The sequence below is a fragment of the Dehalococcoidia bacterium genome (assembly GCA_025054935.1).
Classification (GTDB): Bacteria; Chloroflexota; Dehalococcoidia; order SpSt-223; family SpSt-223; genus JANWZD01.
The window spans coordinates 1-26963 of sequence record JANWZD010000011.1 but is presented as its reverse complement, the minus strand read 5'-3'; the positions used below and the strand labels follow the sequence as shown (position 1 = coordinate 26963).

Annotated in this window: 25 protein-coding genes; 4 read left to right on the top strand and 21 right to left on the bottom strand. The window is 67.6% G+C overall.

The window, feature by feature from the left end:
- Window positions 1-62: 62 nt before the first annotated feature.
- On the bottom strand, window positions 63-2063 hold the full coding sequence (gene uvrB / locus NZ773_11960; protein MCS6802638.1) for an excinuclease ABC subunit UvrB: 2001 nt from the start codon (window positions 2061-2063) through the stop codon (window positions 63-65).
- A gap of 125 nt (window positions 2064-2188) precedes the next feature.
- On the opposite strand from uvrB, the gene NZ773_11955 reads away from it, so the two are divergent.
- Both NZ773_11955 and NZ773_11950 read left to right on the top strand, forming a co-directional pair.
- A complete protein-coding gene (locus NZ773_11955) occupies window positions 2189-3049 on the top strand; it encodes an alpha/beta hydrolase (GenBank protein ID MCS6802637.1) in 861 nt (286 codons plus the stop codon).
- Between the two features lie 140 nt (window positions 3050-3189).
- Window positions 3190-4347 carry an HD domain-containing protein gene (locus NZ773_11950; GenBank protein MCS6802636.1) on the top strand — a complete coding sequence of 386 codons (1158 nt, stop codon included), beginning with the start codon at window positions 3190-3192 and terminating at the stop codon, window positions 4345-4347.
- A 96-nt stretch (window positions 4348-4443) separates the two neighbouring features.
- Here NZ773_11950 and NZ773_11945 read toward each other — a convergent pair whose 3' ends face one another.
- From NZ773_11945 to NZ773_11930, 4 genes are all read right to left on the bottom strand, one after another.
- Window positions 4444-5568, bottom strand: coding sequence for a putative CRISPR-associated protein (locus NZ773_11945; protein MCS6802635.1), 1125 nt, complete (start codon window positions 5566-5568; stop codon window positions 4444-4446).
- A 523-nt stretch (window positions 5569-6091) separates the two neighbouring features.
- Window positions 6092-7252 (bottom strand): FAD-dependent monooxygenase, encoded by a 1161-nt coding sequence (locus NZ773_11940; GenBank protein MCS6802634.1) that lies wholly within the window; start codon window positions 7250-7252, stop codon window positions 6092-6094.
- A gap of 86 nt (window positions 7253-7338) precedes the next feature.
- Window positions 7339-7740, bottom strand: coding sequence for an OsmC family protein (locus tag NZ773_11935; protein ID MCS6802633.1), 402 nt, complete (start codon window positions 7738-7740; stop codon window positions 7339-7341).
- Window positions 7741-7754: 14 nt separating this feature from the next.
- Entirely contained in the window at window positions 7755-8447 is a 693-nt protein-coding gene (locus tag NZ773_11930) for a MarR family transcriptional regulator (protein ID MCS6802632.1), read from the bottom strand.
- Window positions 8448-8520: 73 nt separating this feature from the next.
- On the opposite strand from NZ773_11930, the gene NZ773_11925 reads away from it, so the two are divergent.
- Both NZ773_11925 and NZ773_11920 read left to right on the top strand, forming a co-directional pair.
- Window positions 8521-8955 (top strand): arsenate reductase ArsC, encoded by a 435-nt coding sequence (locus NZ773_11925; protein MCS6802631.1) that lies wholly within the window; start codon window positions 8521-8523, stop codon window positions 8953-8955.
- The gene (locus NZ773_11920) at window positions 8952-9731 is read left to right on the top strand and encodes an MIP family channel protein (protein ID MCS6802630.1); all 780 of its coding nucleotides are present in this window, start codon (window positions 8952-8954) and stop codon (window positions 9729-9731) included. Before NZ773_11925 ends, NZ773_11920 begins: the two co-directional genes overlap by 4 nt.
- A 72-nt stretch (window positions 9732-9803) precedes the next feature.
- Here the strand turns inward: NZ773_11920 and NZ773_11915 are convergent, their stop codons facing one another.
- The 16 genes from NZ773_11915 to NZ773_11840 all read right to left on the bottom strand — a co-directional run bounded on the left by NZ773_11915 (window position 9804) and on the right by NZ773_11840 (window position 26368).
- Window positions 9804-10094 carry a metalloregulator ArsR/SmtB family transcription factor gene (locus tag NZ773_11915; GenBank protein MCS6802629.1) on the bottom strand — a complete coding sequence of 97 codons (291 nt, stop codon included), beginning with the start codon at window positions 10092-10094 and terminating at the stop codon, window positions 9804-9806.
- A 121-nt stretch (window positions 10095-10215) separates the two neighbouring features.
- On the bottom strand, window positions 10216-10989 hold the full coding sequence (gene arsM, locus NZ773_11910; protein MCS6802628.1) for an arsenite methyltransferase: 774 nt from the start codon (window positions 10987-10989) through the stop codon (window positions 10216-10218).
- A gap of 99 nt (window positions 10990-11088) precedes the next feature.
- A complete protein-coding gene (locus tag NZ773_11905) occupies window positions 11089-11826 on the bottom strand; it encodes a carbonic anhydrase (protein MCS6802627.1) in 738 nt (245 codons plus the stop codon).
- The gene (locus NZ773_11900; GenBank protein MCS6802626.1) at window positions 11823-12506 is read right to left on the bottom strand and encodes a hypothetical protein; all 684 of its coding nucleotides are present in this window, start codon (window positions 12504-12506) and stop codon (window positions 11823-11825) included. Before NZ773_11900 ends, NZ773_11905 begins: the two co-directional genes overlap by 4 nt.
- Window positions 12507-12643: 137 nt before the next feature.
- On the bottom strand, window positions 12644-13270 hold the full coding sequence (locus tag NZ773_11895) for a hypothetical protein (protein ID MCS6802625.1): 627 nt from the start codon (window positions 13268-13270) through the stop codon (window positions 12644-12646).
- A gap of 369 nt (window positions 13271-13639) precedes the next feature.
- Window positions 13640-14026, bottom strand: coding sequence for a hypothetical protein (locus tag NZ773_11890; protein MCS6802624.1), 387 nt, complete (start codon window positions 14024-14026; stop codon window positions 13640-13642).
- A 131-nt stretch (window positions 14027-14157) separates the two neighbouring features.
- Window positions 14158-14925: a tyrosine-protein phosphatase gene (locus tag NZ773_11885; protein MCS6802623.1), complete on the bottom strand. Its 768-nt coding sequence runs from the start codon at window positions 14923-14925 to the stop codon at window positions 14158-14160.
- Window positions 14926-15161: 236 nt separating this feature from the next.
- Window positions 15162-16772: a leucine-rich repeat domain-containing protein gene (locus NZ773_11880; protein MCS6802622.1), complete on the bottom strand. Its 1611-nt coding sequence runs from the start codon at window positions 16770-16772 to the stop codon at window positions 15162-15164.
- 1119 nt (window positions 16773-17891) lie between these two features.
- Window positions 17892-19310 (bottom strand): hypothetical protein, encoded by a 1419-nt coding sequence (locus NZ773_11875; protein ID MCS6802621.1) that lies wholly within the window; start codon window positions 19308-19310, stop codon window positions 17892-17894.
- A gap of 816 nt (window positions 19311-20126) precedes the next feature.
- Window positions 20127-21548: a sugar transferase gene (locus NZ773_11870; protein MCS6802620.1), complete on the bottom strand. Its 1422-nt coding sequence runs from the start codon at window positions 21546-21548 to the stop codon at window positions 20127-20129.
- The gene (gene rfaE1, locus NZ773_11865; protein MCS6802619.1) at window positions 21545-22528 is read right to left on the bottom strand and encodes a D-glycero-beta-D-manno-heptose-7-phosphate kinase; all 984 of its coding nucleotides are present in this window, start codon (window positions 22526-22528) and stop codon (window positions 21545-21547) included. The genes NZ773_11870 and rfaE1 overlap by 4 nt, the downstream gene beginning before the upstream one ends.
- Complete coding sequence (gene gmhB, locus NZ773_11860) at window positions 22525-23064, bottom strand: D-glycero-beta-D-manno-heptose 1,7-bisphosphate 7-phosphatase (protein ID MCS6802618.1); 540 nt, start codon at window positions 23062-23064, stop codon at window positions 22525-22527. The genes rfaE1 and gmhB overlap by 4 nt, the downstream gene beginning before the upstream one ends.
- Window positions 23061-24014: a hypothetical protein gene (locus tag NZ773_11855; GenBank protein MCS6802617.1), complete on the bottom strand. Its 954-nt coding sequence runs from the start codon at window positions 24012-24014 to the stop codon at window positions 23061-23063. Before NZ773_11855 ends, gmhB begins: the two co-directional genes overlap by 4 nt.
- On the bottom strand, window positions 23947-24594 hold the full coding sequence (locus NZ773_11850; GenBank protein ID MCS6802616.1) for an SIS domain-containing protein: 648 nt from the start codon (window positions 24592-24594) through the stop codon (window positions 23947-23949). The genes NZ773_11855 and NZ773_11850 overlap by 68 nt, the downstream gene beginning before the upstream one ends.
- 44 nt (window positions 24595-24638) lie before the next feature.
- On the bottom strand, window positions 24639-25871 hold the full coding sequence (locus tag NZ773_11845) for a glycosyltransferase family 9 protein (protein ID MCS6802615.1): 1233 nt from the start codon (window positions 25869-25871) through the stop codon (window positions 24639-24641).
- Between the two features lie 242 nt (window positions 25872-26113).
- Entirely contained in the window at window positions 26114-26368 is a 255-nt protein-coding gene (locus NZ773_11840; protein MCS6802614.1) for a hypothetical protein, read from the bottom strand.
- Window positions 26369-26963: the final 595 nt, after the last annotated feature.

Genomic DNA, 26963 nt, shown 5'->3' with positions numbered 1-26963 from the left:
GATGCGCGTCCCGGGGTCTGGGCCCAGCGGACACTGAATGAGAGACGGTCCGCGCCGCTCGCTTACCGGACCGGCACAAGCTCGTTCTGAGCGAGCAGTCCCCGCAGTTCGGCGATCTGATCGCGCAGGAGCGCGGCGCGCTCGAACTCGAGCGCCTTGGCCGCTTCTTTCATCTGCTTCTCAAGTTCGCGGATCAGCTTCGCGAGGTCGTCTTTCGCGAGCTGTGCCGAGTTCGCAGCGCCATAGGGCGGCCGCTCCTCCGCGACCGCGCGGACACGCTCGGTGAGATCGCGGATGGCTTTGCGGATCCCTTGCGGCGTGATTCCATGCTGTTCGTTGTACGCGAGCTGGATGCGCCGACGGCGGTAGGTCTCGTCGATCGCCCGCTGCATCGACCCGGTGACCGTATCGGCGTACATGATGACGTGACCGTCGACATGGCGCGCGGCGCGGCCGATCGTCTGAATGAGCGCAGTCTCAGAACGGAGGTAGCCTTCCTTATCGGCGTCGAGGATAGCGACGAGGCTGACCTCAGGGAGGTCCAGCCCCTCGCGCAGGAGGTTAATGCCGACGACGACATCGTAGACGCCAAGCCGGAGGTCGCGCAGGATCTCGACCCGCTCGAGCGTCTCGATCTCGGAGTGGAGGTAGTGGGTCTTGATCCCCATCTCCTGCAGATACTCGGCGAGGTCTTCCGCCATGCGTTTGGTGAGGGTCGTGACGAGAGCGCGCTCCTTGCGCTGGACACGGGCGCGGATCTCGCTGAGCAAGTCGTCGATCTGGCCGCGGGTCGGTTTTACCTCGATCGTGGGGTCGAGCAGGCCGGTCGGCCGGATCAGCTGCTCGACAACTTGGTCGCTGGTCTCCAGCTCATAGGCGGACGGCGTCGCTGAGACGTAGATAACTTGATTGATGTGGGCATTGAACTCCTCGAAGTTGAGCGGGCGATTATCCAGCGCGGAGGGCAGGCGGAAGCCATACTCGACGAGCACTTCTTTCCGCGACCGGTCGCCGTGATACATGCCCCGGACCTGCGGCAGCGTCATGTGCGATTCGTCGATGAACATGATGAAGTCGTCCGGGAAGTAGTCGAGCAAGCACGAGGGCGTGCTGCCCGGCGGCCGGCGCGCAAGGTGGCGCGCATAGTTCTCGATGCCGTTGCAGTAGCCCGCTTCGCGCAGCATCTCGAGGTCGTAGGTCGTCCGCTGCCGAAGCCGCGCCGCTTCCAGCAGCTTGCCTTGGCGTTCGAGCTCCGCAACGCGCTCCGCCAGCTCCTCCTCGATCGAGGCGATCGCCGCCTTCAACGTATCTTCGGTGGCGACGAAGTGCTTCGCCGGGAAAATCTCGATCGCGCTCCGCTGCGACAGGATCTCGCCGGTTAGGGGGTCAAGTTCGACGATGCGCTCGACCTCATCGCCCCAAAACTCGATCCGAAGCACCGTTTCATCATAGGCCGGGAAGATCTCGAGCGTATCGCCGCGGACGCGAAAGGTTCCGCGAGCGAAGTTGTAGTCGTTCCGCACATACTGCATGTCGACGAGGCGATGGAGGATCTTCTCGCGCTTGCGGCGCTCACCGACCGCGATGCGTTCAACAAACTGGGAATACTCCTCCGGCGCGCCAAGGCCATAGATGCAGGAGACTGAGGCGACAATGATGACATCGCGCCGCGTGAGCAGTGAGCGCGTTGCGGCATTGCGCAGCTTGTCGATCTCGTCGTTGATTGAGGCGTCTTTCTCGATGTAGGTATCCGTGCGGGGAACGTAGGCTTCCGGCTGGTAGTAGTCGTAATAGGAGACGAAATATTCGACGGCGTTGTTGGGGAAGAATTCTTTGAACTCGCTGTAAAGCTGGGCGGCAAGCGTTTTGTTATGGGCGAGGACGAGCGCCGGCCGCTGCACCCGCTCGATGACGCTCGCCATCGTGAACGTCTTGCCTGAGCCGGTGACCCCAAGGAGCGTCTGGGCGCGATAGCCGCGCTGGAGCCCTTCGACAAGCTTCTCGATCGCCTGCGGCTGGTCACCGGTCGGCCGGAACTCAGAGACGATCTTGAACTCGGGCATGGCGCTCCCTTGAGCGGACGAACCAGTCAAGTATACCGCTCCCCCCGCGGGGGCTCCCGCTGTCTGCGCGGGAAGGCGGACAGCGCACGGAGACGGCATCCGCTTTGACGGCATGCCCTCTGCTCATGAAGAATCGTTCGACCTACCCCTCGGAGGAAACCATGCCCTACGTGATGGCCAACGGCTACCGGCACTGGTACGAGATCCATGGCGAGGGCGAGCCGGTTGTTCAGGTCCACGGCGCGGCGCTCGGGCACTACAACTTCATGAAGGTGACGCCGATCATCAGCCAGCACTTCAAGGTGTACGACTACGACATGATCGGCTACCACAACAGCGAGAAGCCGACCGATGTCAAGTTCACGCTCGAATGGTGGGCGGACGATTTGGCGGCGATGATGGACGCCCTCGGCCTTGAGAAAGCGCACATCCATTCCACCTCGTTCGGCGCGATGATCGGGGTCATCTTCGCTGCCAAATACCCTGAAAAGACCCATTCGCTCGTTGCCGGCTGCTTCATGACGCGCTACGACGAGGCTGCCCGGATGCGAGTGCGGATCTTCCAGCGGCTGGCGCTCTCTGCCGGGATGGTGAAAGAACTCGCCGAGGCGATCGCGCTCTACGCCTTCACTCGGTCGTATCTCGAGTCGGAGGAGGGGAAGAAAGACTTGGAGTGGTGCACGCGCTACTGGCTCGACAACACCCCCGAGCAGTTCGCTGCCGGGTTCGGCGCGATGCTGGCAGCCGATCTCGAGCCGTACCTGCCGCGCATCAAAGCGCCGACACTCCTCCAAGTCGGCGAACAGGACGACATGACGCCGCTCGATGCCGGCCCGAGCGGGTTCGGGATGCGCCGCGCCAGCCAGACGATCCCGAACGCCGAGCTGCATATCATTCCGAACTGCCGCCACCTGCACATCGTGGAGCGGCCGCAGGAGACGGCGGAGCGGGTGATCGACTTCTTCAAACGCCACCCCATGACGTAGAAGGCAGCGCGGTTCCGCGAGATGGGCTAGGACGATCGCGCCTGCGCCGATGCGCCGGAGGCGTCGATAGGATCAAAAGAGCCCTGTGGGCTGGTGGGGGACCTGTGCGCGAGGTTGCGACATCCGAGTTGCAACCGGGCATGATCGTCGGCCGAACGATTCGGAGCGCCGACAACCGCGTTCTCTTGGCGCGCGGGGTCCGGTTGGATGAGCGGCTGATCGAGATTGTGCGGGCGCGCCGCCTCGGCTCGATCTGGATCAGCACGGTCGCCGAAAGCAGGCCTAGCCCCATCACCGAGCGGGTCACCCGCACTGCGCGCCAGCATCTCGACCGGCTGTTTCAGGTCAGCCGTCTCGCCAACCCGGGCGACCCGCGCCGCCTCAGCGAGGCAGAGCGCTTGATCGAGCGGCTGCATGAGGATGTTGAGGCGATCATCGCGGACGTCGCGAGCGGCCAAGTTGCTGAACGGCTCGGCGCCCTCGGCCGCCACCACGAACACACCTTCAATCATTCGGTCGATGTCGCCGTCGTCTCCGCGGTGATCGCGCGCAAGCTGTACTTTGACCTGTCGGCAACGCGCTCGCTGGTGCTGGGCGCGCTCGTCCATGATATCGGCAAGACCCGCGTTCCCGTCGAGATCCTCAACAAGCCCGGCCCGCTAAACGAAGAAGAGTGGGCGGTGATGCGCCAACACCCCATTTGGGGAGCCGAGATCGTGCGCGCCTGGGAACTGGACGACGGCGTGCCGGCGACCGTCGCCTTGCAGCATCACGAGCAGCAGAGCGGCTTCGGCTACCCGCACGGTCGGCGCGGCACCAACCGCATCTACCGCGAGGCGGAGGCGCATTTCGATCCGTCCCGGATCCACCTTGCGGCAGAGGTGGTGGCGGTCGCGTCGGTCTATGTGGCGCTCATCTCCGACCAGCCGTACCGGCCGGCGCTCGACCTTCGGCTCGCGGTGCCGATCCTGCGCGAGCGGGCCGGTCCGCATCTCAACCGCCAGATTGTCGAGGCGCTGCTCGCCCTGGTGCCGTCGTTCCCGCTCGGCACGCCCGTGCGCATTGTCGGCGGCGCCTATCACGGCCATAAGGGGGTGGTGGTCCGCATCGAGGATGCGCATCCGAGCCGCCCGGTGGTCCGGCTGCTCACCGACCGCTGGGGGCAGCGCATCCGCCCGATCGAGATCGACACCTCGCAGGACGACGAGGCCGAAGTGCGCGCCGACCTCGGCTCCGCCCTCGAAACGATCCTCGGCGGTGAACTCGAGCCGCCCGGCCGCGAAGAGATGCCCAGCTGACGCGAGCGATAACGGGACGGCACGAGGCTTGCGACCTTCCTGCCAGCCATCGCCCTCTTGCCGCGCGCTTCCGCCGATGCCCGCTGTCGTGCCTGCTCAGCGCGGCGCGGGCTGGTAGCGATCGTTCAGAGCGACAGCGGCCGCGCTGAGCACCGCCGGCTGTTCGTTCTCCAGCCGAACCCGGAAGCGAGCGCCAAAGTCATCGGGCTTGAACGAGCCAACGAGCGCCGGCTCGCCGTTGACCTGCTGGACGCGGAAGCTGATGCCCTTGCGAATTTGCGCCTGCCCCTCATAGGGCAAGGAATGGATTGTCTGGATCCAGCCGTTCTCTGTCCAGACCTTCTTGACGAAGTCCTCGAAGCCGCGCGGATAGTGGTGGGAGCCGAACGACGGCGGCGTTCGGCTGCTGGCTGGTGTCAGGGTCGGCGCCTGCTTCGGCAGGCGGAGCCGATAGCCCATGAGATAGATCTGGCCGACTGGGCTGAGATCGAACGCAGTCTCACCGTCGATGTCGACCTCATTCAGAAGAACGCGCAGCTTCTCATCGACTTCGCCGAGCTCCGTCGCCGTCAGCAGCGCGCCACGTTCGAACGCGACCAGCAGGTCAGCCTGACTGCCGAGAAAGTCGTAGTCGAATGCGACCGGCAGCGGCGGAAAGTCGATGATCTCCGAAAACCGCTCATGCTTGTAGAGGACCGGAATGTTGAGCACTTGGCCCATGATGACCGCGATCGCGATTTGCGCTTTGTAGCCCCCTGTGGCGTCGACAACAACGCGGTCGTGGCCGAACTTCTGGACTTGAGCGCCGATCTCCCGCACGAGGTTGCGGAGACCTTGCGCCTTGAATTCGCGCGGACGCTCATCCTGCAGCCCTTCGATTACGCGATAAATGAGAGCGTCAGCCCGGATGCCGATGTCCCGCCGCGCCTTGAAGTACGCCGTCAAAACCCGTCCCATCGCCCGGCCTTCTTCAGTGTCTGAGACGAGGAAGATGATCCGCTCTAGGCTGATCCACGACTTGGTGCGGAGTTCCTCGAGAGTGTTGATCTCGGCGCCGCAAAGCCGATCGCGCGGCTCGAGCTTGGCAAGTTCTTGCCCGAGACGTTCCCACTCCGTTCCTTGGAAAGCGGACTGGATGCGGGGCGGCACTTCAGGCGCTGTCCGCAGATTGAAGAAGAGACTGGTGCCAACAGTGCAGATCACGGTATCGCGAGGCAGCATGTGGACTCCTCGTGCAACGGGGCGGCTTTGCTCGCCTCTCTGCCTGACATGGTCGGGCCCCAAGAGGAGATCGCGCCGCCACGCTCGTTCAGCCAAAGAATACTAGGTGCTGGGATGCGGCCGCGGTTCGCCGGACGAGCGGCGCAGACCCAGAGCGCCAGCGAGAACAGCACGTCGCTTTCACGGGGTTCCTAGGAAGGGATGGTGCGCTGGCAGCAGCCCCACGCTTGCAGCGGATGGGCGATCCCCGCTCCCCCGCGTCGGCGAATGCTGCGCGGCCAGACTAGACCGCTGCTGGCGCCGCGGCGGCCGGGAGGCATGCTTGCGCCACAGTTCACCCAAACGGCGACACGGAACACGCTGTCCTCAGCCGGCACAGGCTGCTGATGTTCCTCTTCGTCCCTCGCGTCCGCCGCCTCGCCTGACCGAGGCGACACAGCCGCTTTCCCGCCGGCTGCGCCGCGCCTTCTTGGACGCGGCATGGGCATGCGGCTGCTAAGGTCCCGGCCGGGGCGCCGCCAGCTCAAATCGGGACGGTAGTGGCATCGTACGCCTCGAGTGCAGCGCGCTGGCGCTGCGAAATGCGGCCGTAGAGGCTGGTCTCATCGGCGCGGTCGAACGGAACCTGGGCATTCGCTCGGGATTCGAGCTGGACTGTCGTAGCGCGCGGCTTGCGGACCCGTTCGTAGCGGGCAAGGGCGGCGGCAACATCCTGCTCCGCTTCGAGGCAGCGGGCAAGGACGATGGCATCTTCCATCGCGATCCCCGCGCCTTGGCCGAGGAACGGCAGCATCGGGTGCGCAGCGTCGCCGAGCAACGTCACCCGCCCGACGGTCCAAGTCGGCAGCGGGTCACGGTCGAAGAGCGCCCACTTGTAGAGCAGTTCGGGAGGGGTCTGGCTGACGATCTCATGGATCGTCGGGTCGGCTCCCTCAAAAGCAGCGAGCAATTCGCTCAGCTCGGAATGGACTTTCCAGCTTTCGACCTGCCACGTCTGGTTGGCGGCAGCAGCGACAAAGTTGAGGAGCGTCCGGCGCCGCACGGGATAACAGAGGATGCGGGTCGTCGGCCCAATCCAGCGACAGCTGTCCGGCGAGATCAAGCCGGGCGGGAGGCGCTCCATCGGCACGAGACCGCGCCAAGCGACAATGCCGCTGAAACGCGGGCGCTCGGGGCCGAAGAGCGCAGCGCGAGTTGCGGAGCGCAGTCCGTCCGCGCCGACCAGCGCCGTCCCGCGCACCGTCCGGCCGTTCGCGAAGTGCGCCTCCACGCCGGTGTCATCCTGCGTCAGCCCGACCAGCTGGTGATCGAGATGGATCGCTCCGGGCGCGAGCCGGCGGATGCCGGTAACGAGAGCGCGATGGAGGTCAGCGCGGTGCACGAACCAGACGCCGTTCTCGCTCGTCCGCCAGTCGGCCTGCTCGTAGCGGTTGAGACTGAGGATCTCGCCGGTCCAGTAATCGCGGCGAGCGGCGCCGTTAGCGGCGACGACATCGTCGGCCAGGTCCTCGATCAGGCCGAGACTGGCGAGGACGCGGCGCGCGTTCGGCTGGATCGACAGCCCGGCGCCGACATCGCCGAGTTCGGACGCCTCCTCATACACCTCGGCAGCGATCCCGCGCTGCAGGAGGGCAAGCGCCGCGCTCAGCCCGCCGATCCCGGCGCCGATGATGAGGATGGTCACCGCTTTCCTCCGCTAGCCGCTCGCTTTGCTGAACGCACGAATCGTAGCGTCTTTTTCTCGCCGGAAGAGCAGGCATCAGCAGGAGGCTAGGCGGTCACCTCGAAGGTGAAAGCGAGCTCGACCGTCGGGCGGAGGGTAGCGGCGACCGAGCAGTAGGAGCGCTCGGCGAGGGCAATCGCCTTGGCGGCCTTCTTCGGGTCGACCGCGCCGCGGAGCGTGAAGTGAACGGCGATGCGGCGGAACGCCCACGGCGGCTGGTCGTCCTGCGTCGTCTCGATCTGCGCCTCGAAGCCGCGCAACTGTTGCCGCTGTTTGGTCAAGATGGTGACGACGTCGTAGGCAGTGCAAGCGGCAAGTGCCAGCGGCACAAGGTCAGAGGGCTTCAGGCCGCTTCCCTGTTCGTCGCCGCCGATCTCGACCGTGTGCCCCCAAGAGTCGATGCCGGTAAAGCGGACGCCATCGCGCCAGATCAGCCGCTGCGTTCCCATTGGCACCTCCCTCGTCAGGATACTAGCGCGACGAGGCGGGCCACTCGCTCGCGGATCTCCTCGCGCGCCCGGCGAAAGGCGGCGAGACGCTCCTCGGCCGGCGCGTCGACAGGCGAGGGGATGCTCCAGTGGAGCTGGCGGACGCCGAGCGCTGGCGGACACGCTTCGCGAGCGCGGTCGCAAACAGTGATAACCAGCTCCGGCGGGTCGTCAAGCAGGGCATCCAGCCCGTTCGACCGCTGGCCGCTGATGTCGATGCCCGCCTCAGCCATGACGCGGATCGCAAGCGGGTGCAGCGGTCGGGGGTCGACACCTGCGCTCCGCACGCGCGCTGCGGCACCGACCAAATGGCGAAACCATCCTTCGGCCATCTGGGAACGCGCCTGATTGTGCGTGCAGACAAAGGCGACGTTCGACAGCGGGGGCGGCGCACTCAGTTGACGCGTGAGGCCAGCGAGCGCAGCATCCAGCGCCGCCGCGTCAAGCGCATAGTAGGTCGCGCGGCCATCAGCATCCGAGCGATGGGCGCGCACCAGCCCGCCGGCGCGCAGCAGCCCAAGATGGTACGAGACGAGGTTCTGAGGCACGCCAAGCTGCTCCACCAGCTCGCGGACGGTGCGGTCTGTCCAGCGCAGTTCGCCGGCAATACGCCAGCGCAGGTCATCAGCCAGCAGCTTGAGCACTGCCGGCGCGCCCGCTGGGGTCATGCCCTCTTGATCCTCACTCCATCAATCTGATTTGATACATTCTAGCGTCATCTCCTAGGAAAGGGGGCAGCCGATGCCCACACCAAAGAAGGTTCTCTTTCTCTGCACCGGCAACTCTGCGCGCAGCCAAATGGCGGAGGCGTGGCTGCGGGAGCTGGGCGGCGACGACTTTGCCGCCTACTCTGCCGGCACCGAGCCGAAAGGGCTGCACCCTCTCACCGTCGTCGTGATGCGCGAAGCGGGGATCGACGTCTCGCGCCAAGAGTCGAAACATCTCAGCCAGTTCCTCAACGAGCCGTGGGATTTCGTCATCACGGTCTGTGACCGCGCCAAGGAGAGCTGTCCGGTCTTCCCGAGTGATACGAAGCGCATTCATTGGAGCTTCGATGACCCCGCCGACCCCGCCCTCACGGAAGAAGAGCGGCTGCGGACGTTTCGGCGCGTGCGCGAGGAGATCCGGCAGCGGGTCAGCCTCTTTGTGAACGTGAATCGTCCGGTTCGAGCATGACGGGCGACGACTGGCGGCGCTGCGGCGCCGAGCTGCTCGGCACGGCGTTGCTCGTCTTTGCCGGCTGCGGCGCGATCATGGTGAACGCTGCGAGCGGCGGCGCGCTCTCCCACCTTGGCGTGGCACTCGTCTTCGGCTTGATCGTGATGGCGATGATCTACGCGACCGGCCACCTGTCGGGCGCGCACCTCAATCCAGCGGTGACGCTCGCCTTCGCACTCGCACGGCACTTCCCGCCCCGGCTCGTCCCAGCCTACTGGCTTGCTCAGCTCGCCGGCGCGACGCTCGCGGCGACGCTGCTTCGGCTGATCCTCGGCGACATCGCCGGCCTCGGCGCGACGACCCCACGCGGGCCAGCAGTCCAGTCGCTCGCGCTGGAGGTGGTGCTCACGTTTCTCTTGATGTTTGTCATCATGGCCGTGGCGACGGACACGCGCGCCGTCGGCCACGCAGCCGCGATCGCCATTGGGGGAACCGTGGCGCTCGCCGCGCTGTTCGGCGGTCCGGTCTCGGGCGCCTCGATGAACCCCGCCCGCTCGCTCGGCCCGGCGATCGTGGGCGGGGTGTGGAGCGACGGCTGGATCTACGTCCTTGGCCCGGTGCTCGGCGCCGCGCTCGGCGCCTTGGCCTATCAAGCCCTGCGCGGGCGATACTCGCCACATGAGACAGGAGCGACCCATGAGCGACTACCTGACCGAGGAAGAAGCCGCCCAGCGCCTGATGGTGACGCGCGAGAACCTGCGGCGGATGATTTGGTCCGGCCGGCTCGACGGTGAGCCGATTGACGAGAAAAAGACAGCCTATCGCGTCTCCGCGCGCTCGGTCGAGCGCCTGCTGACCGAGGGCGGCTACGTGCCGGGAGCGTCGCAGCCAAGCGAGTGAGCGGCGCGGAGCTCGTCGATGACGGCGCGCGCGAGCGGCGGGAGATCCGGGCGCAAAAAGTAATACGCCCACTGACCACGCCGGACCGCATCAACGAGCCCGGCCTCGCGCAGCAGCCGCAGGTGATGGGAGACAGTCGGCTGATGGACCGCCGCGCCGGCAGTGAGATCGCACACGCAGATCGGCGCGCCGGCCGCCGCGATCTGGCCGAGCAGCTGCAGGCGCGTCTCGTCGGCAAGCACCTTGAGCAGACGCATCAGCGCCGTCGGCACAGCAACCGGCGGAGCCGGTGAGCAGTGCGGCGCGCGGCGGACGGACGAGGCTCGGCGGCGCGACCGCTCCTTCACTTGCTCAGCATAGGACGCCGCCGCGCCCATGTCAAAGGGGCTTGCGCGCCCGAACAAAGGCCGAGATGATGCGCTGCCCGGGCTCCAGTTGAAGGCTGCTTCCTCTGCCATATTCGGCAAGCTCCTCGATCGCAACGTCGACAAAGCCCGCCTCCGCCAGCAGGCGGTGATACTCCTCCTCGAGCAGAGCGCCGGCGATGCAGCCCGCCCAGAGCGCAAGCGCCTCGGCCGTCGCCGGCCCGAAGGCGCGGCCCTGCACCACCACGTCGGTCACCGCGAAGCGGCCGCCCGGGCGAAGCACCCGAAACGCCTCGCGCAGGACTGCCGCTTTGTCCGTCGAGAGGTTGATCACGCAATTCGAGATGACGACGTCGACGCTCGCGTCCGGCAGCGGCACCGCTTCGATCGTTCCTCGCAGGAACTCGACATTCTCGGCGCCCGCCTCGCGCGCGTTGCGCCGCGCCAGGTCGAGCATCTCCTCGGTCATGTCAACGCCGTACACCTTGCCCGTCGGGCCGACCCGACGCGCCGACAGCAGGACATCGAGCCCGCCGCCCGAGCCAAGGTCGAGCACAATCTCTCCCGGCCGGAGGTCGATCAGAGCGGTCGGGTTGCCGCAGCCAAGCGAGGCGTTCACCGCCCCGGCGGGAAGATCGCGCAGATCCTCCGCCCGGTAGAGCGCGGTGCCTGCTTCAGCGCCGCAGGAGCTGCTGCAGCATGCCGCGCTCCCCGCCTCAAGCACTGCGAGCGCCGCTGCGGCGTACTTCTCGCGGACTGCCGCGCGCACTTGGTCTTCCTTCGTCATCGCCCCTCCTTTGCGTCGTGCAACTACATCGACACGCGTCGATAAGCAGCGTAGCCAATTCATCGACGAGTGTCAATATGCAGCGGGTGGGCGGCCGGCTTAGGCGACGATCTCAACGCCGCCGGTCGCCAGCGCGTAACGGAGGCCGACAATGCGCAGCCGGTCGCGCTGGAGACGAGGCGCGAACACCGGCTCGGCGCGACGGAGCCGCTCGACGACCATCCCGACATGAGCCCGCATCGTCTCTTCGAGAAGGTCGCCTTCGGGGTCGGGAGGGATCCGCAGCGCCGCCAGCTGCGCGCGCAGCCGAGCAAGCTGCACTGCGGGACGAAGAGCATCGAGAACGGCGCCGAGCTGGCCGGGCGGGGCAGTCCCCGCGCGCAGCATATCGATGGCCCACTGGATGGCGTCGCACCCTTCGTGGCCGAGGACGATGATAAGCGGGAGGTGGAACGTTTCGACCGCAAATTCCAGCGAGCCGACCGCCGCCGCGTCAGCGACGTTGCCAGCCGTCCGCACGACAACGAGCGCGCCGAGCCCTTGGTCGAACACGATCTCCGGCGCAAGGCGCGAGTCGGCGCAGGTGAGCACCGCCGCGAACGGCCGCGCGCCGCGGGCAAGGTCCACGCGGTGTGCCGATGCGCGCGCCGCGACCGTCGGCTGGCCGGCGACAAAGCGGTTGTTGCCCTCAATCAGCAGGCGAAACGCCTCGGCGGGCGTGGTCGCGCGGTCCTCGGCCGCTGCAGCCGGCACGGCCCGCTGCCCGGCGATGCTCCCGAGCACCCCGCCCCCTGCCGCGGCGAGGAAGCGCCGGCGCGTGACAAGACGACGGCTCATTGCGCCCACTCCCCCGAGAGCGTCACTCGCGTCTCAGGGGTCGTCCCCCCGTGCCCGGCGGCCGCCCACGCGAGAAACGCCCGGGTGCCCGCCGCCGACTGCTCCCACGAGAGGGCCGGCCGAGCGCGCGCCGTCTCCCCCCCGACCTCCGCGACGAGGCGCAGCCGGCCCGCCGCGTCGGCGACCGACACGTGGACAGCGCGGATCGGAAGCTCAAGCGCTTGGACGCTTGAGACTAGGCTCTGAACGAGCACTTGCGCAAACTCCCGCTGGCGGGGGTCGGGCCGCAGCCGCAGCTCAGCGACGAGCGTGCCGCTTTCAGCCCGGTAGGCGATGACGAGCTTCCGGTCGAGCAGACCTTCACGGATGCCGAGCTGAATGACCGCCGTGCGCTCGAGGTACGCCGGCACCTCGAGCGGCGAGAGCGGCCGCGGCACGCCCTCCGCTTCCGGCCGCCAGACTGCAGCGCCCGCAGGCAGCCGCCCAGCCGCTGGCCCTCCCGCGCTGGTCGGCAGCGCGGCGGGGGTCGCGGCGACGGCAACCGGCCGCACCGCCGCAGGATCGGGAACGCTGTCCGCGCTCGCCGGTTTGACGCTCGCGCTGATGAGCACGGCTGTCACGCCGAAGCTCGCGAAGCCAGCGCCGAGCGTAACGAGAAGGAGAACCGCGATCGTCTTCATCTCGCTCCGTGCCCTGACCGCACCCTGCTGATACGGCCAGCGCCGCTCCCGCGAAGCGCGCCGGACCCCCCTGACACGCCGGCGCGCACTCGGTCTCTCGAGAGATGTTTCGGACGATCGCGGATGCGGCTAAAGGCTCACAGCGGAGGACGCGCCGAGATCGGCGGCAGCTCCCATTGCGCGCCGATCCGGCCGCTGAAGGAGCGGGTTGCGACGTGCGGAAACGCGCCGAATACCTCCTCGAGCAGCGCCTGGCGGCGGGAGGCCGCCTCCTCCTCTGCCAGTTCGCAAATGCCGAGGATGCGCGTTCGATCGTCCACCGCCTGCAGGAGCCGCGACGCCGCGATCCCGGGCAGCTGGATGGCGCGTTCCTGCGCCGCCTGGCACGTGGCGAGGAAGCGCTCGACCTCGTCCGACGGCACTGTCAGCAGTTCGACGAGAAGAAACTGGGCACGCAAGGCGAAGTTTTCGATTTCCCGCACCGGCCGGTAGAACTGCCAATCGCCATATCCCTTTTCGACGACCGCTGCGAAGGCCGCCAGCAGTTCTGGCGGCGTCTCGCGCAATGAGGTCGTGAAGGCTTCGGCAGTGCGCCAGCGCGTGATGCCGAGAACGTGGGTGGGATCGTCGACCGAGATCGCTAAGCGATTGAACAGCAGGCCGCCTCCTGCCACCCATCGCTCCCGCGTCTGGCGGATCAGGTCGAGATAGGCCGGCAGGTCCTCCGCGGCGACGCGCCGCTCCGTGAGCACATAGATGCTCATCGTTCCCTCCCGCCGCAGAGCCCCTCGAGCGGCGACCGGAGCGAGCGACAGGCAGGTCGGCCGAGCGGACGCACCATTGCCCTGCGCATGGCACCTCCATGCTACCACGGCCGCGAGCGCGAGGAGAAGCAAAGACGCGCTACGACCGCGGCCGGCATATGCCCGCGGGCAGCGCGCCGGCCGGACTAAGGCGGAGACGCGCGCCGCCAGCTTCTCCCTTCTCTCCTGACGGTGCGTGGCGGGCGGCTGAGACGGCCTTGAAAGCGCGGCTCCCGTCCGCGCCGGCGCGCGGAGCAACGCTCCTGCCGACCGCTGCGGCCGCAGCGCGCTGGTCGGGCATCGGCCCGCGCCGCATTGCCCGGCAGCGCCTTAGGACGCCGCGCTCTGGTTGCGGGAGGAGAGCCCGATCACATGGCCTTCCGGCGAGGCGACGTAGGCGAGCGTGGAGCCGGTGGCAAGCGTGAACGGCGCATTCACAAGACGGCCGCCTGCGGCGACCGCCGCCGCGAGCACGCCGGCGACATCATCAACATGGAAAATCGGGATGCACGGCACCTCGATCCGGTCGGCGACGAGCGGGAGGGGCCGTCCCCCGGCAGCAAGCTCTAAATCCGGACCGCCGGGGACGCGAAACGTGACTAGCCGCCCTTCCTCCTCGCGGCGCGGCGCAAGGCCGAACGCCTCGCGATACCAGCGCGCCTCCCGCGCGACATCGGCGACGCGGAGCAAGATGACTGAATAGGCGTAGACTGTCATCAAACCTCCTGCTGCCCGCCAGCGTGGCGCAGCTCGCCGCAGCGAGCGCGCATGCTAGTGAGGGGAGCGCGGCCCCCCGCGCTGCAGCCGGCAGCAGGACGCTCGCGGCTTGAACGGTCCAACGCGGCGGGCTACTCGAGCAGCGCCTCGCGCAGCGCCGCGATCGTAGCAGGACGGACGCCGGCAGCGAGGAGCGCCCCTTCCGCTGAGCCGTAGCGCTCCTCGATCCGGGCGAGGAAGGCGAGCATCGCGTCGGGGGTGGTGCGCACGAGCCGCGCCATGTCCTCAAGGGTATACCCCGCAGCGGCAGCGAAACTGGCGAAGTGATGAAGATGGGGGAGAAGCGCATCGCCAGTTAGGGCATAGTCAGCCGCAATTGTCTCCGGCGCGACGCCGAGCACTGCCAGCAGAAGCGCTATCGTGACGCCCGTTCGGTCGCGGCCGCCGCTGCACTGCACGACCGCCGGCAAGGTTCCAGCTTCCGCGAGCGTCTCGAACACGCGCTGGAACATCGCCGGTGACGACTCCACCATCGCGAGGTAGGAGCCGGCCCAATCGTAGGTGCCCGCGAACATCGCCATCACCCGCTCGATCTGCATCGCCGCCGACACGTCGGCGACATCGAGCAGCGAAGCATGGACGTGCCGGATCCCATACTCAGCGAGCGGGAGCAATCCTGCCTGCAGCTCAGCGGGGGTCCGAAGGTCGATGACGGTGCGCACCCCAAGCTCATTCGCGAGGATGGCCAAGCCGTCACGCGTGATCGCGTGCATCAGCCCGGAGCGGTAGACCCGTCCCCAGCGGACGCGTCCACCCCGTGCGGGATAGCCCCCGATATCGCGGAAATTGACCGCGCCGGCAATCCGGCGATCGAGCACCCGCTCCATCATGGTCTCCATTGCGTCCTCCCCTTCAGCAGGAAGCCGCAGCCGCGCCTGCTGATGCGCGGGCGAGCAGCGGGGAAGGAAGGGTGCACCCCGCAAACGCAACAGCCGCTGCCGCTCCGCAGTCGGCACCGGATCAGTGCGGCAGACATTCGAATGCTCCTTGGCGGGTCGGCCAACGGGAGTATCGGCGCGACCAGATTAACGAGCGCAGTTTTTCCGTAAACGGACGGGAAAGCGCAGGTAAACCTTTAGTGAACGACGAGCGGGTTGCCGTCAAGGTCGAGCCGACGCAGCGGCAGCCGGCGCGTGACCGCCGGCACCTCCCGAAACTGATTGTGAGCAAGGTCGAGGCCCTCGAGCGTGGTCAGATTGGCGAGTGTGTCGGGAAGCGTTTGGAGGGCGTTGCCGCGAAGGATCAGCGTCCGGAGAGCGGGGAAGCGCCCGATTGTCGCTGGCAGCACGCTCGCCCCGACCGACCGCAAATCAAGCGTTTCGAGTGCCGGCAGCTGCGCCAAGAGCGCGAGGACACGCTCGAGGTCGAGCGGATTTCCGCCGAGGGCCACCATCCGCAGCGCGCGGAGGGCACCGAAGGAGCGCGGCAGCTCACGAATTTGGTTGGCGTAAAGCGAGAGGCTTTCGAGGTGTTCGAGTTCGCCGAGGGTCTCTGGCAGCGCGGTCAGCTGGTTGTGGGAGAGATCGAGCGTGCGCAGCGCGCCAAGCGCGCCGATAGTGTCGGGCAGCGCCGCGATCCGATTGTCGGCGAGCACGAGCGTGCGCAGCGCCCGCAGCTCGCCGAGCCATGGGGGGAGCGCCTCGAGTCTGTTGCGCTCGAGGCGGAGCGTTTCGAGAGAGCGGAGGGAGCGCAGCGCGGGAGGAAGCTCGCGCAGGCGGTTGAAGCTGAGATCGAGCCGCCTCAGGCGCTCCAGCCATGCGAACTCCTCGGGTAACGAGTCAAGGGCATTGGCGGCAAGGTTGAGCGTTTCGAGCTGGCGCAAGGCGCCAACGGTCGCGGGAAGGCTGCGCAGGTGATTGCTGAGAACAGTGTCGTCGGGGCCCAGTTTCTCGCCGAGGTCAAGCGACCGAAGATGGCGCAGCCGACCGATCTCCGGGGAGAGAGCGGTGAGCCCGCGGCCGGCGAGGTCGAGCTCGGTGACGTGGTCGGGACGACGCAGCGCGGAGGCGAGCGGGTCCGCGTGGGAAGAGGAGGGAGCAGCAGGCGTCGGCAATGCCCCTTGCCGCCACCGGGCGCTTCCTCCGCTCGGCAGCGGCACTTCGCCTGGGAGGCGCGGCCCCGCGGCAGCGGCGACACTGCTGGGCTGGACAAAGATTGACGCGGCACTCGTGACGATCACTGCCACGATCGCGGCTCCCACCACCAGCAGCGTCATCAGCGCCACGCTGCGCAGCAGTACGCCTACCACCGCCCCGCCGAGCAGCAGCAAGCCGAGCACGCCGATGCTGAGCGAGATCGTTCCCGCGCGCCACTGGCGGTCGAGGAGGAGCTGCGCTCCCTCGCGGATGAATGCCGCCGCCCCAAGGACGCCGAGCGCCGCGAGGGCAAAGCCGACCGGATTGAGCAACAGATAGTCGCGCCACACTCGCAGGTCATACAGCCCTATCAGCCAGCCGAGTGACAGGCCAGCGAACCCGAGCCCGGCGATCGGAAGCAGAAAGCCCGCAAGGCGCGCCGCCCGCGACTCGGCGCGGCGGGCGATCAAAAACCCCGCGAGCGCGAGCGCAAGACCGAACAGCATCCAGAGCGGCGGACGCGGCGCAATGAAGAGGACAAACAGACCGCTTGCGACGAGGAGGATGCCGAGTGCGAGCGCAGCGCCGGCGCTGCCTACCCAGGGCGCCATAAGTGTATTGTGACGCTTTTCCAGGGGGTGCGCTACTGCCGGCTGCGAGCCAGCCACGCCGACGGCCATAACGACCGCGCCGACGAAGACGACGCCCTGCGCCAGTCAGCGCGCTCAGGGCGATCATCCGCAGCGCGCCGGTCCAGCCGCCCCGGCCAGCAAGTCATCGCCGCCACTCCCTCAGCCGCGCAAGCGGTACAGCGCTCCCTGACGATCCCCCCCGCCCCATACCGCTCCGGCACCTCAACGCGAGGCGAACCATCCCGCGCACGTTCTCCGTCGGCGACCCTGTGCCCCTCGGGGCGAAACGATCGGGATTGCCGCGCTCGCTTCGCTCGCTCGCAATGACGGCGGTTGGGAGGCTCTACACGCGCACCAAGCGTCACTGCTTCGCATGCTTCTGCAACGTCACAAGAGCCGCTCGGAGCCGTGGATCGCAGCAACCGTGCCCTCACCCGCTGCGCCCAGCAATAAGACGGCCGAGATTGCCCGCTCGCTTCGCTCGCTCGCAATGACGGCGGTTGGGAGGCTCTACACGCGCTCGCCTGTCGCCTCCACTGCCCAATGCCGGCCGCGGGGAGGCTCTACGCGCCCACCAAGCGCCACCCCGCCCAATGCCGGCCGCGGGGAAGCTCTACGCGCGCACCAAGCGCCACTGCGCAATGACCAACTAGAAAGACTGACCATGAACGCCCGACCCTGCCGCCACGACCCATTTCATCACCTCCCTTCGCCGGCGAGCCGGCCGCCAGCACCGTCATTGCGAGCCAGCCGCAGGCTGGCGCGGCAATCCCGTTCCTCAGCAGGGGCGCGACCTTCACCTTGCTATTGCGTTCATCTGACGCCTCCCGCTGGCGGCACTGCGATTCTCGGCATGAGCGCGTTCCTTGCCGGGAGAAGGCGCGTCCCGAAGGCAACAGGGGCAGCGTGCATGCACACGGACCGTGAGTGTCTGCCGCTGCGAAATGACGCCCTTCTGGCTGCCCCGCCTCTGCCGGTCGGGCAGCACAGTTATCGGCGGAGCGGAGCGGGTCGAGCGCGGGTCCGTGTCTTCTGCGCCAGTTCGACGCACTCCTCGCGAAGAGGCGGAGAGGAACGCGCGAGGAGCGGCGCCGCCGCTTACGCCTTCGGACGACGGTCCTCGAAGCGGCGCGGCTTCGCTTCGATCCCGAAGCGGGTCAACTCTTGGGTGCCGCCGGGCGGACGCACCTCGACAATGATGGCGACGCCGAGCTCGGCGCGGAGCAGCGCAGCGAGGTCGCGCTGCAGGGCAGCCTCGTCTTCGACCTCGGCTTTCCGCTCGACGAGCAGCACCATCTCGTCGCGGGTGCCGCGGCGCTCGACGTAGCAGAAGAACTCGCCGGCGACGCGCGGGTCGCGCCGGGCGATCTCGCCGCACGCCTCGGGCCAGATGTTGACGCCGCGCAGCTTGACCATCGTGTCGGCGCGGCCGAGGATGCTGGAGATGCGCGGCAAGCTCGAGCCGCAGGCGCAGCGATCGCGCGAGAGCAGCCGCGCCGTGTCCTTCGTGTCATAGCGGACCACGGGCGCGCCGGTTTTGTAGAGCGCGGTCAGAACGATCGACCCAACCTCGCCGTCCGGCACGGGCGCGCCGCTCTCGAGGTCGACAATCTCCACCACAAAGGCGTCCAGCCAGAGGTGCATGCCTTCCTTGACCGGGCATTCGGAAGCGACCACTTGGACCTCGTGCATCCCGTAGCTTTCGGAGGCATTGCAGCCCCACGCCTTTTCGAGGTCGCGCGGCTTGCCGCCCATCGTGCTGATGTTGCGAAGCTGGAGGTCCTTCGCGGGGTCGAGCCCCATCTCCTTGGCGGTCTCGGCAAGATGCATCAAGAAATCGTGGAAGCTGACGAGCCCGCGGACACCCCAGTCGCGCATGATTTCGATCTGGCGGCGCGAGCGTGTCACGATCCCGGCGCTCGTGGTAACGGGGATGCAGCCGCACCAGTTGTAGAGCGCCTCGTCGACGATGAAGGCGCCGTTGTGCGTCGAATAGAGCATCGTGTTCTGGACAGGGTCGCCGGGACGAAAGCCCGCCAGATAAAAGGCGCGCGCCCGCAAGATCGCGCCGACATTGCGATCCCACTGGCTGTAGATCGTCGGACGCGGGCGGCCGGTCGTGCCGCCGCTGGTGAAGATGCGCAGCGGCTCGCGCGCCGCGTCGGCGAAGGTCAGCCCTTGGTAATCGCCGAAGGGCGGGTGCGCCTCGATGCTCTGGCGGATGTCGTCGACGACGTAGGTCGGGATCGACTGCAGGTCCTCGAGGGTGCGGATCGTCCGCGGGTCGATCCCGGCGGCGTCCCAGCGCTTGCGGTAGAACGGCGTCGCGTAGGCGTGGGCGAGGGCGCGGGGAAGGCGCGCTTCCTGAAGCGCGCGGATCTCTTCCGGCGACCTGAGATAGGTGGTGGCGAAGAAGCCGGGCGCGGGGGGGTATTCGCGCACGAGGGTGTCCCAATCGAGCGAGCGGTAGGCATACGGAATGGACACGTGGGGGATCATCACCCGCGCCTCAGCCATCGCCTCCTCCTCCGGCCGGCCATCGGCCCAAAGGTAGCGCCCCGTCTCGCAAGGAAAAGATCCAATCGCGGCGTGGCCTGCGCGCGTCGGACCGCCTGACGCTCCCGCCATCCTCCGTGCGGAGCAGCCGCCTCGGCGACGCCCTCAGAAGGGGCTCGTGGCGGCATGCCCTACGCGGCGTCCGCTGCCCCCGCGCGAGAGCGCGCCACGCTCGCCGGCGCCCGCCCGGCGGAGCGCCGGGTCCGGCCCGAAATATCGCCGACGGTATCATCGCGACTGCCGGCCGCCGAAGCGAGCGTGCCGGCAGCTCGGCCTTGCGGTGCTGCGCAGAGGGCCGGTCACTTGCGAGGCGCAAGCAAGCCCCTCTCCGCGAAACGCGACGTGGCGTCCGCGCCGCTTGCGGTCGCTCCTCGTTTCGCCGCTCCCGCCGGCCTCAAGACGGCCGGCATTGCCAGGCCTATCAACGCCGGCTTGCGCCCAGTCAACGCGCGCAGCGGCGCCGGCTCGCGCCGCTGCGTTCGGCCGGGCGCGGAGGGCAGCACTACCGCCCCGGGGAGGAGACGGACCGCCGCGCAGGCTGCTCTCGCGCATCGTTGCCGCTCCCCGCCTCAGCGAATGCAGGGGGGCCAGCAGCGCCCCCTCAGCAGGGCACCGATGCCCGCCCTCGTCCCACCGCAGAGAAGCCGGATCAGCGCGGAATACCTCCCCGCTCGATGAGGAGCGCCCTGCCTTGCTGATGTCGGCCCTCTCTCGCAGAGCGATGCGGGACGTCCCACGCGCGTCGCAAGGGGCCGTTCGTTGTCGGGGCGAGCAGACTCAGTAGGCGCCGCGGCCAGTCAAGACGGCGGGGATAGTGCGGATGAGGATCTTCAGGTCTAGGCTGAGCGACCAGTTTTCGATGTAGTAGATGTCGAGCAGCACCATCTCATCGAAAGGCAGGTCGCTGCGGCCGCTCACTTGCCAGAGGCCCGTCATCCCCGGCTGCACTTGCAGCCGCTTGCGGTGCCAGTCGTCCTGCTTCGCGACTTCTTCGGGAATGAGCGGACGCGGCCCGACGACGCTCATTTCACCGCGCAGGACATTGATGAACTGCGGCACTTCATCGAGCGACAGGCGCCGCATGAAGCGGCCGGAGCGGGTCCGGCGCGGATCCTCGCGGATTTTGAAGATCGGGCCCTCCGCTTCATTCAGCTCTTCCAGGGTCGAGCGCTCACGCTCGGCGTCCTGCCGCATTGAGCGGAACTTGAAGATTTCGAACTCCTTGCCATCCCGACCGACGCGCTTCTGACGGAAGAGCACCGGGCCCGGCGAGTCGAGCTTGATCGCCAGCGCAAGCAGCAGCCAGAGCGGCGCAAGCCCGACAAGCACCGTCAAACTGACGACGATATCGAGAGTGCGCTTGAGAAACTGGCTTGTCGGCGACAGCTTCGCCTCTTTCAGTCCGATCAGCGGCACGCCGCGAAGATCGTCCACGCTCACCTGCCGCAGCGACAGCTCATAGAGGTCGGGCACTACTTTGAACGCGACGCCATTCTCCTGATAGCGTGAAACGATCTCGAAGATCTGCCGGTGCGATGACGAGGGCACGGCGATGACCACTTCATCGATGCGGTAGTCCTCAATCAATTGTCCGAGCTGATCGAGGCTGCCGAGGCAGGGAAAGCGACCGACCGACTGGAGGTCGCCGTCGGAGACAAAGCCGAGCAGCTTATAGCCGAGCCCGACATCGGTCGCCATCAGGTGCATCACCATCAGGCTGATCGGCGTATTGCCGACCACGATCGCCCGCCGAACGCCCCGCCCGCGGTGATAGAGCGCGACGACGAGCCGCCGCTTGATCAGCCGCCAGAGACTGAGGAACAGCAAAGTGAGCGCCCAGACATAGATGAACAGCAGGCGTGACCAGTTCCAGGCCTGGAAGAGAAAGATCGAGGCGAGGACGATCATCATCCCGACGCTGCTCGAGGAGAGAAGCAGCGCAACCTCATCGACGAAGCCGCGCTGGATCGGCTTGCGGTAGAGCCCAAAGGCGATGAACGAGGTCGTCAGGACAACCGAAAGCAAGACCTGGAGCGGGAAGTACTCTTCGAGACTGACGAAGCTCTCCTCAGGAACCTGCCGGCCGATTTCAAGGGTGTAGCGCAGCCAATACGCCGCCATGAAGGCAAGGTTCACCAACACGAGGTCGATGAGCGCCAGCCCCACCGGCACCAGCGCGCGGCGCCACGCCGACTTCACGAGTCGCCCTCCGCCAGCGCTTGGAGCACCTCTTCGCGGTAAACCGGCACAGCGCCGAGCTTGCCGACCTTGATCCCGGCAGCGACTGCCGCAAGCTGCGCCGCTTCCACTCCGCTGCCGCCCGCCGCGAGCGCCAGTGTTGCCGCGCTGATCACGGTATCGCCCGCGCCCGACACGTCGAACACCTCGCGGGCAGTGCGTGCCGGCACGCGCACCGCCGACCCATCAGCAAGATAGAGCGCCATGCCCCGCTCCCCGAGCGTCAGCAGCACCTGCTCGCAGGCGAGACGGCGGAGCAGTTCGCGTCCGGCGGCATCCTCTTCGCGCTCGCTGCGGATCAGCCAGCCCAGCGCCTCGGCCGCCTCGCGCACGTTCGGCTTGAACAATGTCGTGCCGACGAAGTCGAAAAAGTGTCGCCGCTTCGGGTCGACAGCGATGAGCACGCCCGCGGCGCGCGCCGCCGCAAGGACCCGCTGCAGCAGCGCCGGCGCAAAGACGCCCTTGTCATAGTCCTGCAGGATCACCGCTTCGACAGATCGCAGCTGCGCCACCGCCACTGCGGCGAGCGTCTCGAGGTCAGCCCCGGTGAGGTCGTCTTCGATTTCGCGGTCGACCCGCACCACCTGCTGCGCGCCGGCCACGATGCGCGTCTTGATCGTCGTTGGCCGCTCGGCTGAGGTGACAATTCCCGAGCAGTCGACCCCCGCCTCATCGAGCAGCCGGCGCAGTTCGCGCCCGAACTCATCCGCGCCGACAATGCCCGCGATCACCACCTCGGCGCCCAGCGCCCGCAAGTTCATCGCAACATTCCCGGCGCCGCCGGCGAGACAGAAGCGCTCGCGCACCTCCACCACGGGCACCGGCGCCTCGGGCGAGATCCGGCGCACTGTGCCGCGCAGATACTCGTCGAGCATCACATCGCCGACCACAAGCACCCGCCTGCCGACGAACCGGTCGACCAGCGTCGCCAGCGCCGTCATCGCGCCTCCCGCTCGAGAATGCACCGCACCACCGCCGGCAAGTCCGGCGCGACCAGATCGGCATAGTAGCCTTCGGCGGCTGTGACCGCGCCGTAGCCCGTCAGGACGAGCGCCGTCCGGCAGCCGGCGCGCCGGCCTGCTTCAAGGTCGCTCGCGCGGTCGCCGATCATCCACGATTGCGTCGGGTCGATGTTCAGGTCGGCGGCCGCGGTCAGGATCATGCCGGGCTCCGGCTTGCGGCAGCGGCAGCCGTCATCCGGATGATGAATGCAGGCGTAGATCCCGTCGAGCGCGACCTCGTAGCGGGCCAGTTCGTCGGTCAGCTTGGCATGGATCCGTTCCAGCGTCTCAAGCGTGAAGTACCCGCGCCCGACCCCCGCCTGATTCGTGATCACGACCATTGCCCAGCCCTGCCGCCGCGCTTCCGCCAGCGCTTCCGCGGCGCCGTCAATCAGCACCAGGTCCTCAGGACGGCTGAGGTAGTTCACCTCGACATTCAGCGTCCCGTCTCGGTCGAGAAAGAGCGCCCGTCTCACGCTCCCACCTGCTCGATAATCGCTTGATAAAAGAGCGGCAGCAGCACCTCATGCTGGCCGATCAGGGCATACCCCCGCCCGACGCCCTCAGTCGGCCGCCGCACAACGTTTTGGAGCGGCCGGTACTGCTGGATCATGTCGAAGTTTGCTGTGGTGAAGTCGACGACCGGATGGCCGAGGTTGCGCGCCACCGTGAGCGCCTTCAAGAAGACCTCGGGCAGCACCACCGCCGACCCCACGTTAAGGTAGACGCCGCCGCCGCCGAGGTCGGCGACGACGGAGCAGAACAGCCGGAAGTCTTCGAACGCCGCCGCGCCGAGGGCTGCGCCGTCCGCTTCCGGATGCATATGGACGATATCTGCGCCGAGGGTGAGATGGACCGTCGCCGGAATGCCCAGCTCGTAGGCGCGCGCCAGCACCGACAAGTCGCAGTTTGGGGCGCCGCTTGCGACCAGTGCTTCGCCCAGCCGCCTCCCAAGCCCGCCGCGGCGCTGATTCACCGCTTGGTTGTAGAAGCGGCCCGTCTCCTCCCACATCCCGAAGGAGCCGTCGCGCAGCCCCTCTTGGACATCCTCCGAGGTGCCGCCGATGAGCGCGATCTCCACATCATGGATCGAGGCGCCGCCGTTGAGCGCGAGCGCCCGGACGATGCCGCGCTCCATCAGGTCGATGATCAGCGGGCTGATGCCGGTCTTGATGACATGGCCGCCCATGCCCCAAATGACCGGCTTGCCAAGGCGGTAGGCGCGGACCACGGCAGCGACGACCGCGCGCAATTCGACCGCGCCAAGCTGGTAGGGCAGTCCATCGATCAGGTCGGCGACGGTGCGCCCCGGCCGGCCCGGCCGAGCAAACTGCTGGCGGTCCACTTTGTTCGGCCGCTCAGCGAGCGGGCGCGTCCGAACCGCGGTCAAATCGATCGGATGGTAGCGAGGCGCAGGGTCCGCCATAGCGTCGGGCTTCTCCAAAAAGCGCTGCTTCCACGGCGAGGCAGATGGCGTGGCCGATAGCGATGTGACATTCCTGCACCCGCCGCCCGTGGGCGTGACGCACGACAATCGGAATATCAACAAGCGGCGCGAGCTTGCCGCCGTCGCGGCCGAGCAGCCCGACGGTCGTGATGCCGCGGGCGCGCGCCGCCTCGGCCGCGCAGAGCAGGTTCGGGCTGTTGCCGCTCGTCGAGATCAGAAAGAGGACGTCGCCAGGCTGGCCGAGCGCCTCCACTTGCCGCTGAAACACGTGCTGATAGCCGTAGTCGTTGCCGATTGCGGTCAGCGCCGAGGTGTCGACGGTGAGCGCGAGCGCGCGCAGCGGAGGCCGGTCGTCGATGAAGCGGCCAACAAACTCGGCCGCGAGGTGCTGCGAGTCGGCGGCGGAGCCACCATTGCCGGCAAAAAGCAGCGTCTTACCGGCGCGGAGCGCGGTGATAGCCGCCTCCGCGGCTTGGGCGATCGCATCCGCCAAGTGCGCTGCCACCCAACGCTTCGCCTCCGCGCTTGCGACTAGCTCGCTCGCGATTAACTCGCGCATCGACCCATTCATGTCGTCCTCGCCACTTGCGTGCTCGCCGGATGCTAGCGTACTGATGGACCGGATCGTAGCGGAAACCGATCGGCAGCCTCGGCAAGCAGTTCCTCTGCCGCCTCGACAATCTCGCTCGGGGCGATCCGGGTCATGCAGAAAAACTCCTCATGGACGCAATGGACGTGGTCGCATGGCCGGCAGGGCAGATCGATCTCGAGCAGCCGCTGGACAACGCCGTACGGCCGATATTTGTGCGGCTCTGACGGGCCGAAGAAGGTGACGATCGGCCGCCCGACTGCCGCTGCCAGATGCATCGGTCCTGAGTCGTTGCCGACAAAAAGATCGGCCCGCTCGAGCAGCGCCGCCGTCTCCTTCAGCGACAGCCTCCCGACGAGATCGAGCACCGGCACGGGCGCAAGGCGGCGAAACTGCTCGACCAGCGGCCGCTCGTCGGCGCCTCCGATAACGACGACCGCCCGTTCGCGCCCCAGTTTTCCCGCAACTTTGGCGAAGTGTTCGACCGGCAGACATTTGCTTGCGAACCCCGCGCCAAGATGGAAGGCGACGAAGCGGCGGCCGGCGAGCGGCGCAAGGGCGCGCGCGGCGGCGGCGCGGTCGGACTCCGAGAGCACGATCTGGGGACGGGACGGCGTGGGGTCGGCCCCCGCTGCTGCCGCGATCGCCAGCGCAAACTCGACGCGATGCGCCTCGACCGGCGCGCGGGCGTCCACCGTCAGCAGCCAGCCGCCGCCGCGCCACGAATCGCCCACCGTGACGCGGGCGCCGGTAACAGCAAGAAAGGCGATATCCCGGAAATCGGCGCGCAGTTCGATCCCGAGGTCGTAGCGCTCCGCCCGCAGCGCTCGGATCATCTGCGCCGTCGCCAGCACGTCGCGCACGCCGACGCGCTGCCCGCGCCAGGCAGCGTGCCAAGGCGCGCGAAACGCGATGATCCGGTCCACGGCGGCAGTCCCTTCGACAACCGCCGCCCCGGCCGGGCTGGTAATCAGATGGATCTCGCTTCGCGGAAAGCGCGCACGGATCGCCCGCAGGGCAGGCTCGGAGAGCAGGACATCGCCGATCGTATCGAGCCGCACGACGAGGATTTTCAGGCCGTCGTGCGGGAGGTCCTCTCGCCGGCAGCGGCGCCTCCGGTCGCCCGAGAGAACGCCCCACCCCGCCCAGCCGAGCTTTAACAGGGGCTCGACAGCGCCGAGGATCGTCCGCTTACGGCGCTGGGTGAGGCGCAATCGGCTGGCGAGCGAGCGCGGCCGAGGGCTCATGCCCGGCAGTATAACCGAGCGGTCGGGCGATCTCCCGGCACTCCACGCTACCTTCTGCAAGCATCCCGTCCCTGCACGCACCTCCCCCCTGTCGTGTCCTCCACCCTACCTCTGCAGACACCTATCCCTCGCATGCGCCTGAGCTACGTCACGCTGGAGGATAGGGGAATGCACCATGGGCACCATCCCTCGCATGCGCCTGAGCTACGCCGGCTCACCCCTCGCGCTCTTTCGGATGCGCGTCAGCGAGCGATGAGCGCCTTGCCGTGGTCGTACAGCCCGGCTGCGGCAAGCCCCGCGACAACGCCAGCAAACGCCGCCTGCCGCGGATCACCGTCGAGCAAGAACGCTGCCCCCAAGTTGAGCGCCAGCGCCACGCCGAGCGCGATCAACGGGTAGAAGCGCGAGTCTGTGACAAACGGCTTCATCAACTGCACCAGCCCGATGATGATCGGCACGCCTGCCAACCCGATCACTTCTTGCGCGTTCATGGTCATCTCCCTCCAGTCTCATGAGCGGCGGTCTGCGCCGCAGCATCCTCCTTCAGCCCCTCGCGACATGACGCGCTGCTTGTCCGCGTCCGGGCGGATTTGCCCGCTCCACGACATCGTCGGTTCAGCTTGCTGCGCCCCCGCGCCGCTTCAGCGCTTTCGATACGATGACCAGCGGACAGCGCCACACAACATCCTCCTCCAGCGACGGGGCTATCGAAGACGGAACCGCCTTTCCTCTCCCTGACCGCCCCTTCCCGCCCGAGGGCGCGTCCTGCCTGCGCCGTCATTGCGCGCCCCTTCGCCTTCGTTCGCCCTTGATACGCCGAACGCCGGAAGGCGCCCCTCCCCCGCCATGGCACGCCCGGCGCCCCTTCCTCCCCCGCTCTCCAGCCAAGCGCCGCCTCCCGCCTCGTCATTGCGCTCTGCCGCGCTCGCTGCCGTTCATTTCGTGCTGGCGCGCAAGAGGCGCCTCCTTCCTCTCCCGCCATCGCGAGGTCACCCCGCCTTTCGCCTCCCTCTCCGCCAAGAGAGCCCCCGCCCTCCTCCTCATTGCCAGTCGCTCAGTTCCAACTGCGGAGGCACCTTACTTCCCCCCAAG